General features: G+C 66.3%; 8 protein-coding genes. 6 read left to right on the top strand and 2 right to left on the bottom strand.

Annotated elements, in window-relative coordinates; all coding sequences use genetic code 11:
• Positions 1–39 precede the first annotated feature (39 nt).
• From ACPTTF_RS19710 to ACPTTF_RS19685, 6 genes are all read left to right on the top strand, one after another.
• Positions 40–378: an XRE family transcriptional regulator gene (locus tag ACPTTF_RS19710; protein ID WP_423367851.1), complete on the top strand. Its 339-nt coding sequence runs from the start codon at positions 40–42 to the stop codon at positions 376–378.
• Positions 379–465: 87 nt separating this feature from the next.
• Positions 466–699: a hypothetical protein gene (locus ACPTTF_RS19705; RefSeq protein ID WP_423367850.1), complete on the top strand. Its 234-nt coding sequence runs from the start codon at positions 466–468 to the stop codon at positions 697–699.
• Positions 700–1,434: 735 nt separating this feature from the next.
• Complete coding sequence (locus tag ACPTTF_RS19700) at positions 1,435–3,363, top strand: S53 family peptidase (RefSeq protein WP_423367849.1); 1,929 nt, start codon at positions 1,435–1,437, stop codon at positions 3,361–3,363.
• Positions 3,364–3,597: 234 nt separating this feature from the next.
• The gene (locus tag ACPTTF_RS19695; protein WP_423367848.1) at positions 3,598–3,831 is read left to right on the top strand and encodes a hypothetical protein; all 234 of its coding nucleotides are present in this window, start codon (positions 3,598–3,600) and stop codon (positions 3,829–3,831) included.
• Positions 3,832–4,057: 226 nt separating this feature from the next.
• Positions 4,058–5,464: a methyl-accepting chemotaxis protein gene (locus ACPTTF_RS19690; RefSeq protein ID WP_423367847.1), complete on the top strand. Its 1,407-nt coding sequence runs from the start codon at positions 4,058–4,060 to the stop codon at positions 5,462–5,464.
• A gap of 590 nt (positions 5,465–6,054) precedes the next feature.
• Positions 6,055–6,648: a CDP-alcohol phosphatidyltransferase family protein gene (locus tag ACPTTF_RS19685; RefSeq protein ID WP_423367846.1), complete on the top strand. Its 594-nt coding sequence runs from the start codon at positions 6,055–6,057 to the stop codon at positions 6,646–6,648.
• Positions 6,649–7,011: 363 nt separating this feature from the next.
• Here ACPTTF_RS19685 and pbpC read toward each other — a convergent pair whose 3' ends face one another.
• Together pbpC and ACPTTF_RS19675 are read right to left on the bottom strand one after the other, a co-directional pair.
• Positions 7,012–9,423 carry a penicillin-binding protein 1C gene (gene pbpC, locus ACPTTF_RS19680; RefSeq protein ID WP_423367845.1) on the bottom strand — a complete coding sequence of 804 codons (2,412 nt, stop codon included), beginning with the start codon at positions 9,421–9,423 and terminating at the stop codon, positions 7,012–7,014.
• A 63-nt stretch (positions 9,424–9,486) separates the two neighbouring features.
• On the bottom strand, positions 9,487–15,495 hold the full coding sequence (locus ACPTTF_RS19675) for an MG2 domain-containing protein (protein WP_423367844.1): 6,009 nt from the start codon (positions 15,493–15,495) through the stop codon (positions 9,487–9,489).
• Positions 15,496–15,721 lie beyond the last annotated feature (226 nt).

Genomic DNA, 15,721 nt, shown 5'->3' with positions numbered 1-15,721 from the left:
CCATTCAACAGCCGTAACTGTATAGGTATAATGCATCGCATGGAAGCCCCGGACCAAGATTTTCCCGTTCAAGACCTGTTGCGCCGCCTGACGGCAGATACACGCTCGTCCAGCGAAATAGCGCGACTCTCCGGGGTCAGCCAGCCGACCGTATCGCGCCTGAGGCTGTCGAATGGGCATCGGCTGCGCCGAAGCGCGCCATTCAATAAGTTATGCAGTTTCTATGGTGTCGATACCGGGCTGTCGCGCCGCCGGTACAACGACCTGCTGCGCGACGCGATCGTCGACGCGTGGGATGGGTCGGACGAGCACGGCCGCGCGCTGCTGGTCGTGATTCAGGGGTTGAAGGGGCTGCAGGCGAAGGCGGACGACGGGTGATCGCCGAGCCGTGTTGCAGGGCACACGGCGCGCGACCTGCGCGCCGCCGCTGCGGGAATCGGTAAAGCCGGCAAGAAGGAAAAGAAGATGCCGCGCAACACGATGCGTGTTCCACGCAAGTCCGAACGATTCGCCCGGTTTCAATCGAAGCGCATCGCGCGTTGCATCGAACGCGCGCTCACTTGCTACGCGCAGACAACGAAACCGCGAGGGCCGGTTTCGGAACGTCGCATCGAAATGGCAGCGGCGGCATCGGTTTTTCGCAACGCCAGCGCCTGGCTCGCACTGCGTCACGCGTCACTCGTCAAGGATGACGAATGACTTACATAATCGCTTCCCGTTCATAAAAAACATCCTTTGAAGCGATTATCTAAACTTTTTAAACGCAATCAAAAAAAGTTTGACTCTGCGTTTTCTTTCTTGCTATCTTTCCCCGCAAGAAATACCGCCGTGAAATCGAATCCGCATCAGGAAATCAACGGCCCGACAATTAACTTCCGTTTTTATTACGTTGCACGAGAACAGTAGCTGATTCGTAAGCCACGATATCTACTCGCAACACCCAGCTCCCGCGTCACCGGTCATCCCGTTCCGCTTCAGGCGGAAGACGACGATATCGACCTCTCTCCCGGCTGACCGGGGCATTCGATCTCGCCCGCAGCACCTCACACGAAACACGCGCACCACGCCGTCGAACGACAATGCATCACCCGCTTATACGGATTTTATATATTGGATTCCTAATTAAGTGATAACGCGTTGAAGCAGCCGTCGCAGCAGATTGAACGGAATGAGAGAAGGTCGGACCACGCCGCCGCCGATGCGACGCAGGCCGACACGATAGAGGGCCGTGCGCGGGATCGACGTTCGCGATGCGCGAATCCGATACCCCGACCGGCCTCCGATCTTGATGGTGGGAGGGGGAGGAAAACTTATGTCGCCTTGAATCACGCTGGTTGGTCCGGTCTTGCGTCAGGTTGCATGCGCCGCCCTGCCGCTACCCGCGATCCGGGTCGCGCGCTGCACCGGTTCTACGTCGAAATCTCGGAGCTCACAATGCAGAGAACTCAGCACGTCAATCGCACACTCTCGCAACGCTTTGCCCTCGCCGCACTGCCGCTCGCGGTCGCCGCCACGCTGGCGCCGCTGCCCGCCCAGGCTGCCACCAACTGGGTCGCGACCCGCACCAGCGCTTTCCTGCTGTCGAATGCGCCCGCCGCGGCTGCGTCGGCCGCATCGCAGGCTCAGCCTGCGTACTCGCTCAACAGCGTCGGCACCCCGGCGCTCACCGACACGCACGTGACGCCGCTCGAACTGAGCCAGCCGCTGCATGTGACCGTGGTGCTGAAGAACCGCAACACCGACCAGCTCGACGCATTCCTGCGCGACGTCAACCAGCCGGGCAGCGCGAGCTACCGCAAGTACCTGACACCCGCCCAGTTCAAGGCACGCTTCGCGCCGACCGACAGCCAGGTCGCGGCCGTCGTGGCCCACCTGAAGGCGAACGGCTTCAGCAACATCACGGTGTCGGAGAACAACACGCTAGTCTCCGCCGACGGCAACGCGACCAACGCGCAAAACGGCTTCCACGCGAGCATCAAGCGCTTCAACTATCGCGGCAAGCCGGTCTTCGCGAACGATTCGGCCGCGCTGATCCCGGCGTCGCTCGGTTCGGTCGTCGATTCGGTGCTCGGCCTGCAGAACGCCGCGGTGCCGCACCGCCTGCTCCACCGCTTCGCGCCGGCCGCCGTCATCGAGCCGAACAGGATCGCGAAGAACGCGGCCGCCGCGTCGCAGCAAGTCGGCCACCAGCCGACCGATTTCGCGGCGATCTACGACGCGAGCGGCCTGCCTGCCGCGACCAACACCACGGTGGGCATCATCACCTGGGGCGACATGACCCAGACCATCGCCGACCTGAACACCTTCACGCAGAATGCCGGCCTGGCGACCGTCAACACGGCGGTGGTCGCAGGCGGGTCGGGCACGCTGGCCGACGACGGCGATCCGGGCGAATGGGATCTCGACAGCCAGGACATCATCGGCACCTCCGGCGGCGTCAAGCAGCTGATCTTCTACTCGGCGGTGAACGGCGACAGCAACGACAGCGGCCTCACCGACGCGACGCTGACCGCCGCATACAACAAGGCCGTGACCGACAACAAGGCGACCGTCATCAACGTGTCGCTCGGCCTCGACGAAACCGCCGCGAACTCCGACGGCTCGCTCGCCGCCGACGACGCGGTGTTCAAGCAGGCCGTCGCGCAGGGTCAGGTCTTCTCGGTCTCGGCCGGCGACGCGGGCGTCTATCAATGGTCGACGTCGCCGCAAGGCGCGCCCGGCTACATCGGCACGTACAACGGCACGTCGGTCAGGACGACGATCAACCTGTCCAAGTACAGCGTGTCGTCGCCCGCGAGTTCGCCGTATGTCGTCGCGGTCGGCGGCACGACGCTCTCGACCACCGGCACCACGACGTGGGCCGGCGAAACCGTGTGGAACGAAGGCGTCGCGTACGCGGATCTCGACAGCAACGGCAACCCGGTCGACAACGCGGTGCGGATCTGGGCGACGGGCGGCGGCGTGAGCGCGTTCGAAACCGCGCCGAGCTGGCAGACTGCCGCGCTCGGCAGCACGGTGACGAAACGCGTGCTGCCCGACGTGGCGTTCGACGCCGCGCAATCGACGGGCGCGTACATCGTCATCAACGGGCAGACCAACCAGCTCGTCGGCGGCACAAGCCTCGCTTCGCCGATCTTCGTCGGCGGCTGGGCGCGGGTCGAATCGGCGAACAACAACAGCCTCGGCCTGCCGACGTCGGCGTTCTACCAGAACTTCCCGACCAATACGTCGCTGCTCCACGACGTGACCTCGGGCAACAACGGTTACAGCAGCCACGGCTATACCGCGAAGGCCGGCTGGGACGACGATACGGGCTTCGGTAGCCTGGACTTCGCGAAGGTCAGCGCGAGTTCCGCGAAGTAACACCTTGCGCGATGCGGCGCGGCGATGCTGCCGCTCGGTATCGCGCTCGGTACGAGGGGGAGGGTTTCGCTACCCTGCCCCTCGTGTATGGCGCCGGCCTCGACTATCGCGTCACGCCGGCCCTGGCCCCGAGGCGTAGCCAGTCCGCTGTTCGATGTAGCCAGACGTTCTTCGACTTTCATGCCCACCATCCATCCCCCAAGCGATTCGCCCAGTTTCGGATTGCAGCCGACGGTGAATACAGGCGCGTGGCGCAAGATCGATCGCAACGATTCGCACAGTCATTCGTTGCCCGTCGCGGTCGACGTCAGTTGCAGCCAGTCGAAGCGAACCGTCCTCCATGCGCAAGCTGGCGTCGTCAACCACCACGGAACGATGGATGCCGACCCCGGCATCACTCGCGGTGCGTTGTCCGGATTGCCCGGCACACCGGTCGGCCCCAACCTCGGCATCCATCACGTATTCTGACTCGGCGCATTCGGACGGATGATCGGCGCCCGCTCGTCCGGCGCCCGGCCACCGGAAGACAGCCGCACAAAAACGGGAAACGCGCGGTGCTGGCCCAACCATCCGGATCGCCGATCTGGACGTTTACCCGACCTCAAGTCGGCGGCTACGCCGCCGTCAAGTCAGGGGCACACTCCCAAAATTCGCCAAAGACCGGCCAAGCGTGTCCACCAGGAGACCCAGCAACGTGAACTTCTTCGGAATCGGCCGCAGCCGCCGTTCATCGCGCGCACTCGTCGGCGACATCGCCGAGCAGGCCGGCAGGCTCGGCATCGAGATCTGCGACGTGTCGGGTCACGTCGAGGAAGTCGCGACCCGCGTCGCCCGGCAGGCGGAGGTCTGCCACACGCTGCGCGAATCGGCGGCCGTCACGTTGCGCGGCAACCACCGGATTGCCGAAGCCGCGCAGCAGGTGCGCGCCGTGAGCGCGAATGCGTCGAACGCGGTTCGCCAGTCGCAACAGACGATCGAGGCGTCGCTCGCCGACATCCACGGCCTCGTCGAGGGCGTCACGTCGATCGGCAACCAGATGGGCGCGCTGCGCGACGCGCTCGATCACGTCCGGGCCGTGTCCGAGGAGATCTCCGTGATCGCGCGACAGACCCACCTGCTCGCGCTGAACGCCGCGATCGAGGCCGCACGCGCCGGCGATTCGGGGCGCAGCTTCGCCGTCGTCGCGGCCGAGGTCAAGAACCTGTCCGCCAAGACCGGACAGGCGACGGCCCAGATCGAAACGACCCTCGCGCGCCTTGCCGAGCAGACCGAACACCTGATCGCGGAAGGCACCGACAACGCCGCACGCGCGCATCGCGTGCGCGAGGGCACGCGTACGATCGGCGAAGTCGTGCACGCGACCGGGCACGCGATCACCGAGCTCGCCGGCGAGGCCGAACAGATCGCGTCGCTGACGGACGAGATCGAGACGCAATGCCACCGCCTCGACGAACAGGTCGGCGAGATGGCATCCGGCGTCGAGGATTCGAGCGACAACTTCTCGCAGGCCAAGGACCGGCTCGGCAACCTGCTCTCCGTCTCCGAGACGCTCATCGAACTCACGGCCGCGACCGGCATCGAATCGCCCGACACGCGCCTGATCGACACCGCGCGGAATACGGCCGCCGCGATCAGCAAGCTCTTCGAGGAAGCGGTCGGGCGCGGCGATATCGCACTCGACGCGCTCTTCGACGCGAACTACGTGCCGATTCCCGGCACCGACCCGCAGCAGTTCATGACGCGCTTCACGGCGTTCACCGACCGCGTGCTCCCTGCCATCCAGGAGCCGATCCTCGAGATCGACGCACGCATCGTCTATTGCGCGAGCTTCGACAGGCAGTGCTACCTGCCGACCCACAACCGCAAGTTCTCGCTGCCCCAGCGCGCGGACGCCGCGTGGAACGCCGCGAACTGCCGGAATCGCCGGATCTACACGGACCGCACGGCACGCACCTCCGTGGCGCATACCAAGCCGTTCCTGCTGCAGACCTATCGGCGCGACATGGGCAACGGCAACTTCGCGCTGATGAAGGACGTTTCCGCACCCATCGTCGTCGGCGGACGGCAATGGGGTGTGCTGCGGATCGGCTACAGCGTCTGAGTCCGGGCCAGCACCGGCGGGCCGTCGTCTTCTACTGCTCCAACTTCACCGCCAGCGGCCGCTGATCACTGCAGCCGTGATCGTCGTCATGAAAAGTTGGCGCCGCTCGTACGTGCGGAACAAGGCTGTCTCCGGTAAGGTCCCCATCCGGTCGTCGGTGAGGGAAATGGATTTTTCTTGATCGAACGCTGGGTATCAAACGAAGCATTAGCGGCACACGACGCAACGCGACACATGATTGTGGCCGATGCGGATGCCCGAGCCTCAGGACGATACCGCGCAGGTTTTACGACTTGCCCCCGACAGCCTCGCATAGTCGATCTTCCAGCACAGCACGCGATCAGGGCCGGCCCGGATGACGAAGTGACGGGGGGCCCGTCACCGAACGGACTTCTGCCAAACGTTTGTCGCCGGAAGCACACAGGCCGCTTGCACGCGAAGCGTGCCGTCTCGAGTGACGAACAGTCGCATCGGTTTGGCGCCCATTCGGGATATCGCTTTCGCGAAAGCGCTTTCACCATGCCTGATAGCATAGTGGCCTCCTTCCTCCAGCCGACATCAGCATGACAAGCCCTGTTCGACGATTTTCGATGATCCGTGAATTTCATCTGGCTGACTGGTTCACGCTCGGTAACGCGGTGTGCGGCACCGGCGCACTTTTTTCAATCATTTCGTACATCGCGAGTGGCGACAAGCTGCACATCTATTACGCGGCCGGCCTGATTGTCGGCGCCCTGGTATTCGACATCCTGGACGGCAGAATTGCGCGCTGGCGGCAAAAATCGTCGGCGTTGGGCCGCGAACTCGACTCGCTTGCCGACGTGATTTCGTTCGGCGTCGCCCCCGCCATCATCGGTTACGGATGCGGCATGACAGGGTTGTACGACCGGTTGATACTGGTTTATTTCGTGGCCTGCGGCGTGTCGCGGCTGGCCCGTTACAACGTGACGGCGGAAGAGCTGTCGCAGGAAACGGGAAAGGTTTCGTACTTCGAGGGCACACCGATTCCGACATCGATCGTCCTCGTGCTGTTGCTGGCGGTCGCCGCGAGGTTCGACGCAATCGGCCCGAACCTGTGGCTCGGCGACCTGCAGATCTGGGGCGCCACGCTGCATCCGATGACGCTGCTTTTCGGTCTGTCGGGTTCGCTGATGATCAGCCGTATCCGGGTGCCCAAACCCTGACTGTGCGACGGGAACAAGCCCCGGATGTCGGGCCGGCAATTCCGCACCTCGATTGCGCGAACGGCCGCGCCAGACCGATCGTCGCCCGACGCATTCGACTGAAGCCGCCCCTGTACGGACGGCCCCACGTTCGACAACAGTCAACAAAGCGAACCAATCGGACATGGATCGCCGGCAATCGGTGCTACATCGGGGGCATCGTGCCGTACTGTTTGATCAGCCCCTTCCAAAGGTCCTGCAATTCCGCCTCTCCGGGCCACCTACCGCCTGTGTGCGAACCGCAGGACGGCAATCCCGCTCGAGAGTTACGGAAAATGACCGACACCGGCATTTCGCCTGCTGCCCGCATGTGATCCGGAACGCCTACTGCTCCAACCCCACCGCCAGCGGCCGCTGGTCGCTGCGGCCGTGATCGTCGACCACCCGCACCGTAAAACTGCCGGCCGTCCGCGGCTGCCAGAACAGCGCATCACCCGGCACACTGCGCCCGACAAACGCATCGTTGACGAACCAGTACAGCGCGTGCGCACTCGCATCGGCCGTCGCGTTGAACGCGATGCGCATCTCCTCCGTACTCTTCACGCGCATCGCATACGTACTGCCGCGCAGCGGCGACGTAATGCGCGGCGGATCGCCTTCGACCTGCCCGGCATCGCGACAGTCCGCATTCTGCGGCGGCCGCCGGCGCGGAATGCCGGCCTGCGCGAACACCTGCTGCAGATCCGACGACCAGAACTCGAAGATCTCCGTATGCGTGCGCTTGCCGTCGTACGGCGGGCACGCGGCCTTCCCCGTCGCGTCGTCGATCACGACCGGCCGGTGCACGGTACTCACGCGAATCGGTGACGTGCCCGGAATGAACCACGTCCAGCCCTGCTGCGGGCACCACTCGTTCGGCAGGTCACCGCTCGCGAGGCAGATCCGCACGCGCTTCAGCCGCGGCGGCACCGCGCGCGGCGGCTCGGCGAGCGTGCGCTCGGCATTCAGCGCGTCGACGACCTGGAAGAACAGCGGCGCGGCCGCGTCGACACCGACGAATGCCGTATTGGTCGAGTTGTCGAAATTGCCGACCCACACGACCAGCACATACGGGCCGAACACGCCGGCCGTCCACGCATCGCGGAACGACCATGACGTGCCGGTCTTCCAGTAGACGGGCACGCTCGACGGTTGCGCGCCGCTCGTCTCGTCGGGGCGCAGATGCTGGCGCAGCATGTCCATCGTCATGTAGCTCGCCTCGGCACTGAGCAGGCGCCGGCCGGGCAGCGCCGGCTCGTCCGCGCGCAGCCGCAGCGGCCGGAATTCGCCGCGATTCGCGAGCATCGCATAGAGCCCCGCGAGATCCTGCATCGTCACTTCGCCGCCGCCGAGCACGAGCGCGAGCCCGTAGTGCTGCGCGCTCGCGAGCCGGCGCACGCCGGCTTCCTGCAGGAACCGGTACAGGTCGGGCGACTTGAGCTGCGACGCGACCCACACGGCAGGCACGTTGCGGCTGCGGTTCAGCGCGTCGGTCGCGGTGATCGGCCCGAGAAAATGCCCGTCGAAATTCTCCGGCGCATACGGGCCGAACGCGGTCGGCACGTCGCGCAGCACGGTCTGCGGATGCAGCACGCCCTGGTCGAAACCGAGCGCATAGATGAACGGCTTGAGCGTCGAGCCCGGCGAGCGCCGCGCGAGCGTGCCGTTCACCTGCCCGTCGATGGTGCGGTCGAAAAAGTTCGCGGAGCCGACCAGCGCCTTCACGCCCATGTCGCGCGTATCGACCAGGATGGCCGCCGCGTTGCGCACGCCGCGCGTGTCGTTGCGCGCGACATAGCGTGCGATCTGCCGTTCGAGCGTGCGCTGCAGGTCGAGATCGAGCGTCGTCACGAGCCGCGCGCCGCCGTCGCTGTCGTCCGCCGCGCCGCCCGAGGTCGTACGCCACGCACTGCGTGCGGCGAGCGCCTGGTCGACCGCATGCGGCGCATCGAAAGGCAGTGCCGACAATGGCCGCATCGCAAGCGGCAACGCGAACAGCGGCTTGAGCGACGCATCGCCCGGATGCTTCGTCAGCCAGCGCGCATACAGCCGGTTGCGCGACGCGGCCAGCGCGCGGTTGATCTCGTCCTGCCCGCCGCGCACGCGCCGTGCCGGATCCTGCGGAATCACCGCGAGCGCGAGCGCCTCGGGCAACGTCAGCGCATCGGGCATCCGGTCGAAATAGACGACGCTCGCGGTGCCCGCGCCTTCGACGTTGCGGCCGTACGGCGCATCGTTCAGATACGCTTCGAGGATCTGCCGTTTCGAATAGAAAAGTTCGAGTTGCATCGCGCGCGCGACTTGCGCGAGCTTGCCGGCCGGCGTACGCGTGTTCAGCTTCCACAGTGAGCGCGCGAGCTGCATCGTCAGCGTCGAGCCGCCCTGCGGATTGCCGCCACGCACGTAGGTGATCCATGCGCCGCGCGCGAGGCCGTACGGGTTGAAGCCGGGATGCCAGCGAAACCAGCGGTCCTCGTGCAGCATCACGGCTTCGACGAGCTGCGGCGACATTCGGTCGAGCGGCACCCATAGCCGATAGCGGTCGTCCTTCGCGAGCGTCAGGCGCAGCAACCGGCCCTGCGCGTCCGTCACTGCAACGGACGACGGTTTCCAGTCACGCAGCGGCGGATGCGGCCACAGCCGGCACGCGGCCAGCGCGCCGAACACGAGCAGCGCGCCGACGATCCAGTTCTGCCAGCGATGCAGCCAGCGGCCGGCGCCACGCAACGCGCGCCGCAGCACCGAAGCGTCAGTCACGCGCGGGCGCTCCTTGCACCCGGCGCGGCCGGCACCTCTGGCAAGGCCGTTGCAGCTGCATCGTCATCGCACGCGCTCCACGGTCAACGTCGTGCCGCCGGGCGCCTGAGCCTGCACGCGGCGGTCGTACATCGACTCGCCGTACGCAGGCGGCGCGACGAAGCGGCCCGCGTTGCTCGCCTTGATCCGGTAGACGAACTCGCGCACGTCGGTCGTCGCGGTGCCGTAGATCACCACGCGGTCCTCGCGCACGTCCGCGAACTGCGGCTGCCACGTGGAACCCTTTACGCCGATCGGCGAGCGCCACGGTGCATCGGCCACCGGCGCCGACGCGCCGCCATCGCCGTTGCTGTCGCCGTCCGGCGTGTCGGTAACCGGCGGCGGCGCGATCACCGGATCGAAGCCGCCGGGCAGCAGGTCGACGATCGCGATGTTGCCGACGCTTGCCGAGCCCGTCGCACGGATCTTCAGGTGCACGTCGATCTCCTGGCCGACCGTGATCTTCTCGAGCGGCTTGCCGTCCGTGTCGGTGTAGTCGCGCACGATCTCCAGCCCGTCCTTGATCGCCTTCGTCGACGTGCCGCGGTCGTAGCCCGACTGGCTCGTGATCCACCACGCGGGCAGCGTGCTGCCGTTCACGAAGTCGACGCGCGACGCACCGCCCGACCACGTGCCGGAGCGCACGAGGTTCGCCTGGATCGACGACACGTCCTTCGGCGCGGCGCCCGCGCGTACCTCGTCGATCGCGAGCTGGTCGAGCTGGCCCGCACTCGATGCCGCATACGCATCGAGCGCGAGGATCGTCATCGCCGACGACAGCGTGTTGTAGCGGTTGTCGACGAGCGGCGCGGCGAGGTTGTCCATCGCGCGCGGCGACAGCTTGCGCACGCGCTCCGGGAAGTGCTTCGCGATCAAGTACAGCACGCTCGCGTCGCGTGTCAGCGGATCGAGGTAGTAGCCCGTCACGTAACCGCCGTCGGACGCGCGCTTGCGCTCGAGCAGCGCCTGCGGGCCCGCGATCAGCGCCGCGGCCTCCTTGTCCTGCTTCAGCAGCTGGTACGACGCGGCGAGCCACGCGGCCGCGAGGTCGTTCTTCCAGTCGTTCGGATACGCATCCTGCAGCCGCTTCTGCACGGCCGCGAGGCTGTTGGTCGTCACGTTGCCCTGGCGTGTCAGCAGATACACCGCGTACGCACGCTGCCGCAGCAGGTCGAGCGAGCCGAGCGAATCGTTCGCCGCGAGCTTCTGCAGATACTGGTTGCCCGCGTCGAGCATGTCCTTCGGCACGGCGATGCCGCGCTCGCGCGCGTCGAGCAGCACGTGCATCGCGTATGCGGACACGAACGGATCGGCGTCCGGCGTCGCGCTCCACAGACCGAACCCGCCCTGCGCGTTCTGCCGGCTGCGCAGCACGCCGAGGAACTGCGCGATCGCCGCCTCGTTCGTCGCGTCGGCGCCGGCGTCGGTCGCATGCATCGCACTCGTCAGCGCGCGCACCGACAGCCACTTCGCCGCGAACATGCGCGGCACCGCCGCGCTCACCATCTGCTCGCTGCAGTAGTGCTCGAAGTTGACGAGATACGACGAGAGCCCTTCGGACAGCACGAGCGGCGCGGTCGAGATGCTCGCGTCGCGCGACGCATACGCGTCGTACATCGACCGCAGGTTCGGCACGCTCGCCTTCTTGCCTGGATCGAGCCGCGCGATGTCGAGCTGCGTGCGGAACGCGGCGGCCGGCCGCACCGACACGTCGACGCGCTGCTGCGCGCCCTTCGCGCCATAGCGCGCGCCGAACGACAGCGAACCCGAGCCGAGCGTATCGGTCGCCTTCACGCGGAACATCGCGACGCCCTCGTGCTGCGGCGCGAGCGCGACATTCTGCGTGGCCGGCCCGATCACCTGCAACTGCGGGCCCGTCTTCAGCGTGACCGCGACCGGCACCGGCTGGTTGCCGGCGCCCGTCAGGTTGTTCGAGACACCGACGCTGACGTCGGCCTCGTCACCCGGCGCGAGCGTCGTCGGCACGTTCGGCGACAGCACGAAATCGCCGCGCACCGTCGTCGCGCCTTCGAACGTGCCGACCAGGTCCGGCGACACCGACACGGCCATCACGCGCAGCTTGCCGTTGAAGTAGTCGGGCACGGTGTAGCTCAGGCGCGTGTCGCCGTTCACGTCGACGATCCCCGACCAGTAAACGACCGGCTTGTCCCGCTTGCGCTTGAACGGGTTCAACTGGCGGCCGATCGCGTCGTCGGCGTCGCCGCCGGGCGCGGCCATCGCCATCAGCTTCTCGAAATCCGGCAGGATCAGGTCGAGGATCTGCGACGTGCCGACTTCGAGCATCCGCTTGCGGAAGAAGAACTTCAGCGGATCGCCGAGCTTGTAGCGCGCGACCTGCAGGATGCCCTCGTCGACCGCGAACACGACGACCTTCGCGGGCTTCGCCGAATGCACGGTGAAATTCACCGTGTCACCGGGCTTCACGAGCGCCGGCGCATCGACCGACACCGCGTTGCGGCGCGCGTCGAGGTTCACCGAGAACGGCACGACGCCGTAGCTCAGCGGGCTCATGAAGATTTCGTCGGACGACGGATCGCGGATGTACTGCACGTTGATGTAGCCGTTGCCTTCGAAGCCGGCTGGTACCGTGATGTGCTGGATCGAACTGCTCGTGTCCGCATGGAACCAGGCGTGCGCATACACCTTGTCGCGCTCGATCGTGATCAGGCCGCTGCCCGCGTAAGGTGCGCGGATCGCGATCTCGACCTGCTCGCCCGGCTTGTAGTCATGCTTCGCGAGGGTCACCTGCAACTCCGCGTTGCGGTCGAGCGAACGCGTGACGTTCGCGTCGCCCGTGACCGAATACTCGATCCGGTTCACCGCGGCGCCGTCCGCGTTGCGGATCACGAGCGCATAGCTGCCCGGCTTGTCGGTGCGCAGCGTGAAGTCGAGCCCGGCCGCCGGAATCGTCAGCGGCTGCTCGTCGACGGGCACTTCCTTCAGCCGCGAATCGTATTTGTATGCGCCGGAATCCTGTTTGGTCAGCACCGACACGTAGCGTTCCTCGACGAGCTGCGCGCGCAGGTCCTTCACGCCGATCGCCTTCGCGTTCGGATCGATCGCGACGAGCCGCACCGTGCGCGGGCTGCCGCGCTTCACGTAGCCGAGATCGTCGACCGACTTGTAGCCGACGAGCCAGTCGTTGTTCGACACGAGCGTCTGGGCGTTCGCGGCGACGTTGCGCCCGCCTTCCGCTTCGTACGCCTTCGCCTGGAAGTAGAGCTGGTAAGTCGAGTCCGCGTACTTGTCGAGATCGAGGTCGAACTCGGCATGGCCGTGGTCGTCGGTCGTGCCGTCCTGCAGCGTCGTCGTGTAGCCCTCCTTCGCGCGGCGTGCGTCGAAGAAGTGATAGCCCTGCCAGCTGCGGAACGACGGCCACACCGGGCGCAGCGTCAGCGTCGCCGCGACGCGACGCTTCTCCGCCGGCGTGCCGAACAGGTTCTGCGCATCGACGACGCCCTTCAGCCCCTTCGGTTTCACCCACCCTTCGACGACCTGCTGCGACAGCTTCGCGTCGACCTTCATCCGGTCGGGCAGGAACTCCTTCACCTGCACCGTCGTGCTGCCGATCGGCTCCGCGCCGGGCTGGCCGTCCTTGACGATGTACAGGTTCACCGTCCACGTGCCGGTCGGTGCCGTTTCGGCGGTCGTATAGCCGAGCTCGGTGAAGCCCGTCGCATCGACCGTCACCGGCTTGCGCTCGACGGTGATCCCGCGCGGGTCGACGATCTCCGCCTGCAGCGGCACGCCGGCCGGGCTGCGCGCCCAGCTGGCCGCCCGTACGATCAGGCCGATGTGGAACGGATCGCCGGGGCGATACAGCCCGCGATCCGAGAACAGGTAGGCGGACAGCTGCCCCTGGCCCGTCGCATTGCGCTCGCCGTCGACGTCGAAACGCGAGAAATCGAGCTGGCGATCGCGGCCGGCCACCGGCAGGAACGACAGGTCGGTGTCCTTCTTCACGACATACAGCTGCGGCCGCTTCTCGCGGTCGAGCCCCTTGAACGCGGGGAAGTGCACGATGCCGTCGGCGCCGGTCGTCTGCGTGAACAGCGCCTGGCCGTTCACCGCGAGTACCGATACCGTTGCGCCCGCAACCGGACGGCCGTTGCGGATCGACTGGACGAATACGTCCTGGCTGCCATCCAGCGCCTTCTTGACCAGCATCCCGAGATCGGTCACGACGATCAGGCGCGTGTCGCCGAGCGCGCTGTCGCTGTCGTCGCCGTTGCCGTTTCCGTTGCTGTCGCCCGAATCGGCGTTGTCGGATTGATCCTGGCTGCCGTCGCCGGACGATGCATCGTTATCCTTGGCATCGTCGGCTTTCTTCTTCTCGGCGGCCGGGTCGTACTTCGTCAGGTGCAGCAGGAACACGCCGCGCTTGCCGCCCTTCAGGTACTGGCCGAGATCGATGCCTTCGTAATGCGCCTTGCCGGGGTCGCCGGCCGGGAATGCGCGCGTCTGCACGAAGCGCTCGACGATGTGATCCTCGCTGAACGAATACGACAGCTCGGGCCGCGCGTACGTGCCGTTGTTGAAGCTCACGAGATGCTGGAGCTGGTCGGGCAGCACGCGACCGATCTCGACCTTCATCCCCGGCAGGTTGCGCGACACGACCGACAAGCGCTTGCTGCCGCTCATCGACAGCAGCGAGCCGTCGGCCATGAAGCGCAGCAGCTTCGGATAGTCGGGCACCGTGAACGCGGTCGTCACCGGCTCGGCGAGCAGGTAGCCGCCCGCCGATTTCAAGTCGCCCGCGAATCGCACGACGATACGATCGCCCGGCGTCGCGTGATACTTGAAGCTTTGCAGCGTCGCGTAGTCGTTCTCGGTGGGCACCGCTTCGAGCGGCAGCGGCTTCGACTGCTTCAACACAGCGTCGCTGATGTCGGCCACGTTCCATTCGTACGGCGGATCGTCGTCCGACTGATCGACGCCCGGCTTGCGCTTGGGCAACACCCACGCCTTGGCGCGCGCGGCCAGGTCGGCGCTGCGCACGCCATCCGACGCTTCCGCGACGAGCACCTGCTCGGGCTCGTAGCGCTCGTTGTCGACGAGCGTCGGCGCGATGTTGTCGATCGACAGGCTGTAGAGCCCCGGCACGTCGACCGATGCGTGCAGCACCTCCGGCGTGCCGTTGCCGCCGCGCGAACTCTTCACGCCCTTGTCGACGTCGAGCCGTGCGACCAGCGGATCGCGCGGAATCTCGAGCGGCTGCGAGTAGACCCACGCGCTCGTCTTCATCTTGTCGTAGTTGACCGTGTAGCGCAGCGGCGACGCATTCTTGCCGTCGCGGCCGACCAGCACGAGGCCGATGCGCTTCTCGAATTCGGCCGGATCGACCGGGTAGTTGAAGCGCAACTGCAGCAGCGCCTGCTTCTCCGCCGGATTGTCGGGATTCTGGTAGAACTCATTGTTGCCGAACGTCGCGGCGAACGCGGGCAAGTCGAATGCAAAGCGGTCGTCGTGCATCGTCACCTGCGGCGCGAACACCCGGTGCACCGCGAAACGCACCTCGACGTGCGCGCCGACCGGCCAGTCGGCTGCCGGCGTAAAGCGCAGCGTCTTGTCGTCGGCCCACTCCCATGCGCCCTTGAGCGCGGGCGTCATCTCGATGCCGTCTCCGGCCGGCTTGCCGACCTGTTCGATCGGCGCGGCCGACTGTGCGAACACGACTTCGAGCGGATGCACGGTGATCTTCGGCTTGTCGCTGTCGTCCACCTCGTAGGTGGTGATCGCCGGCGCCTTCACGGTAAAACTGACGGTCTCGGGCTCGGGCGGCTTCGGGCGGTGCTTGAACCAGTAGCCGCCGTAGCCCAGCGCGGCCGTGAGCAGCACGAGGCCGCCGGCATGCCACGGGCGGCGGCGCACGGCCGCGACGGTGATGCCCATCCACGCGGGTGCTGTCCACGACACGTCGCCGACCAGCGGCCGCAGCGCGGAGCCGAGCAGCCACCAGACGAAGCCCGCGACGCGAATCGGCAGGAGCAGCAGGAAGCGCAGCAAATCCATTGTTATTTCCTTGTCGAGGACATGCTGCCTGTTGCGGCAACCTCCCCCGAATTGTTATGGGTCTGTGACGGCGCGGCCCGGTTGCGCCGTACATGCTTGGTATGTTCGACCGGATGCTGGCCGCCATTATCGATCAGACCCGAAACGATGGAAATATCGGTGTGCCGGCGTGCAACGCCGGCCATCGACCGGCCGGTCGGGCGGGTTTTCGGCTCGCCGCCCATCC

The organism is Burkholderia crassaminum (assembly GCF_964265005.1).
GTDB lineage: Bacteria > Pseudomonadota > Gammaproteobacteria > Burkholderiales > Burkholderiaceae > Burkholderia.
Note: the sequence above shows the minus strand (reverse complement) of the source record. Positions and strands in the feature narration are given on the sequence as shown.